The 2824-nt window shown below is 69.5% G+C and carries 3 protein-coding genes; 1 reads left to right on the top strand and 2 read right to left on the bottom strand.

All coding sequences use genetic code 11. The annotated features are described in order from the left end of the window. The first annotated feature begins 208 nt into the window (after positions 1–208). Positions 209–1162 (top strand): class I SAM-dependent methyltransferase, encoded by a 954-nt coding sequence (locus tag R2S09_RS40005; RefSeq protein WP_306193194.1) that lies wholly within the window; start codon positions 209–211, stop codon positions 1160–1162. Between the two features lie 27 nt (positions 1163–1189). On the opposite strand, the gene R2S09_RS40000 is transcribed toward R2S09_RS40005, so the two are convergent. Beyond that, positions 1190–1576, bottom strand: coding sequence for a VOC family protein (locus R2S09_RS40000; RefSeq protein WP_306193193.1), 387 nt, complete (start codon positions 1574–1576; stop codon positions 1190–1192). 265 nt (positions 1577–1841) lie between these two features. Then, on the bottom strand, positions 1842–2405 hold the full coding sequence (locus tag R2S09_RS39995) for a hypothetical protein (RefSeq protein WP_316746194.1): 564 nt from the start codon (positions 2403–2405) through the stop codon (positions 1842–1844). Between the last annotated feature and the right edge of the window lie 419 nt (positions 2406–2824).

The following is a 2824-nucleotide window of genomic DNA, read 5'->3' as shown; positions in this document are numbered from 1 at the left end:
CCCCGCCACGTCCGGCGCACAGAACCCCGGCCCGCCGTAATCGGGCCGGGGTTCCGCGCGTCCGCCTCGGTCGTTGGGCGGCCGTTCATCTCTTCTTGGGTTTTGAACCAAGGCGCGGGGTAGAGACCGTGGTGCGCTTGCCGCCATCCCCCATAGGCTTTCCGCAGGGATCCCACAGACTGCCGCAACGAGGGAGTGCCTCCGCCCCATGACCACCATCCAGGAACCGATGCGACCGCCTCACCGTCTCGACGACGTGCCGGGCTGGTTCCCGGTGCTCGACCAGGTGCTCTTCGACTGGTTCCTCGAGCGGCAGGAGACGGCCGGGGTTCGCGGCGACCTGCTGGAGGTCGGTGTCTACATGGGCAAGAGCGCGATCTTCATCGGCCGGCACCAGCAGCCCGGTGAGAGGTACACCGTGTGTGATCTCTTCGAGGGCGACGCCCCGGACGACGCCAACCGGGTCGAGTCGGCGAAGTCCTACAGCGCGCTGACCCGGCACGCCTTCGAGGAGAACTACCGCTCCTTCCACGACGAACTTCCCCGTGTGCTCCAGGGCCCCAGCTCCCTGGTGCGCGCGGAGCTCGAGCCCCGCTCCTGCCGGTTCGTGCACATCGACGCCTCACACCTGTACGAGCATGTGCACGGCGACATCGGCGCCGCCCGCGACCTGCTGCTGCCCGACGGCATCGTCGTCCTGGACGACTTCCGGTCCGAGCACACACCCGGCGTGTCCATAGCCGCCTGGGAGGCCGTGCTCAACCGTGGCCTGCACCCCGTCTGCCTGAGCACGCAGAAGCTCTACGGCACCTGGGGAGATCCCGAACCGGTCCAGGAAGAGCTGCTGGCCATGGCGCGGCAGCGGTCCGACTGCCATGTCAGCGTCCAGGAGGCCGCCGGGCACCGGATCATCCGGCTGAAGTCCAAGGGGATGCCGGCGCCGACGTTCCCGCCGTCCAGGCATGCGCAGCAGGCCGCCCGGGCGGCGTCCATGACTTCGGAGCCGGCATCGGCACCCGTGTCCACGTCGGCACCCGTACCCGCGTCGGTGACAGTCCGGCCCACAGCTCGGCGCGGCACCCGCATCCGCCGGCTCGCGGTCGACCTGCTGCCACCGGTCGTCACGCGGGCGATACGCAACGCACGCGCGACGAGGAGCTGACCGGGCACGCCCAGCCGTCCCGATGTCTCAGTCTTCGCCGCTCCCGTACGGCCTCGTGAGGATCTCCATGTTGTGCCCGTTCGGATCCTCGAAGTACGCTCCTCGGCCCCCGTCCCTGTGGTTGATCTCGCCGGGACGGTCGTGGAACGGGTCCGCCCAGTAGGTCAGGCCCGCGTTCCGGATGCGGCCGAATATCGAGTCGAAGTCGTCCTCGGAGACCAGGAAGGCGTAGTGCTGGGGCGTGACCGCCTCGGTCGTGTCCAGATAGTCCAGGGTCACCCCGTTCTGAATCTCGACGGGTACGAACGGCCCGTACTCCGGGCGCACCTCGAGCCCCAGGATGTCGGCGAGGAACTGGGCCGAGGTGTGCTTGTCGTGCGCGGCTACGATCGTGTGGTTCAGCTCTACGGCCATGGGTCAGACCTCCTGCCCCATAGGTGCCAAGACCACACTCCAGGCTAAGGGGTCCTTGCACTATGAGCGTCCGATCAGGTCGCGTGGTCCGGTGCCGTGCATCGCAAGGCGCCGGAGCGCCCTGGTAGCGGAGCTACCTGGGCGTTTCGGCAACGCGGCGAGGTGCGGTGCCAGGCCGCGCGACCCGGGCGGGCATAGTGCAAGGACCCCTAAGCAGCCGCGGGACCCACGACCAACGGTCCAGGGTGCGCCCGGGGCGGCTCGGTCACCACTCGTCGTAGTCGCGGATCACCCGGAAGCTGCCCACTACGCCGTCGTCACCGAACAGGCCTCCCTGGACGGTGGTGGTCACCACGCCGTTGGTGGCGCCGTGGGGCCCCACGGTGGCGACCGGAGCGCCGTTGTCACAGGTGAAACCGCGGAAGACCTCCACCGTCCACTTGCTGTCGTTGAAGATGCTGAAGCTGCTGGAACCCAGTCCGCTGGCCGCGGTGATGCAGCCCTCACCGGTCGCGGAGTAGGTGCGTTCGTTGAAGTAGATCCTTCCCCGTTCCTCATGGCCGCGTCCGCCGTCGTCCCGGTCGCGGCCCTCGTCCTTCTCTCCGCCCCCGCCGCGGCCGGATGGGGCCTCGGGAGCCGCGGGTCGTTGGGCGGGCTGGGCCGGCCGCTGAGCGGGGGCGGCCGCCCGATGCACGGACGGGGCGGCGGCCCGGTGGGCGGACGGAGCCGCCGGCGCCGAGTCGATGGTAGCGGCGTAGGTGATACCGGCTGCTGCGAGGACCGCCGCGCCTACTCCGGCAGCGGTCACTACAAAGGTACGCGTGGGCATGTCACTTCTCTCGGTCTCGCGGACGTCGGCCGGACGACCGACCTGCGAGGAACGTAACGAGAGCCAACAACCCTGTCATTTCGGGCGTGTCGGCGGTGTGACAGCGTGAGTCCAGGTAGGTGGAAACACGACACTCGCCGCATGACGGCGGACGCGGAGACACCGGATCGCGCTGTGGTCCGGATCGATCTCCCAGCGCCCCGGTCCCGGGACCGGCGGCAGCGGGGCCGCCGCCTGCATCGGCACCCCCACCGGGTCCACGACCCGGCACTCGACCCGGCCTGCCCCCTCGGGCAGCGACAGACCCCCAGGCGTGATCATTCCGCTGCCTGCACCCCTGGTCCGCCGCCACGGCAATGTGAACATGTACGCGCCTTCCGTCGTCCTGTCCGGCATCAGGACTGCCGGGAGACACCCTC

The sequence above is a fragment of the Streptomyces sp. MK7 genome, from assembly GCF_032658145.1.
GTDB lineage: Bacteria > Actinomycetota > Actinomycetes > Streptomycetales > Streptomycetaceae > Streptomyces > Streptomyces spiralis.
The sequence above is the reverse complement of the archived record's forward strand: the minus strand, read 5'-3'. Positions and strand labels throughout refer to the sequence as shown.

Coding starts and splice junctions, on each gene's coding strand:
- R2S09_RS40005 (WP_306193194.1), top strand. CDS start 209: ATGACCACCATCCAGGAACCGATGCGACCGCCTCACCGTCTCGACGAC.
- R2S09_RS40000 (WP_306193193.1), bottom strand. CDS start 1,576: ATGGCCGTAGAGCTGAACCACACGATCGTAGCCGCGCACGACAAGCAC.
- R2S09_RS39995 (WP_316746194.1), bottom strand. CDS start 2,405: ATGCCCACGCGTACCTTTGTAGTGACCGCTGCCGGAGTAGGCGCGGCG.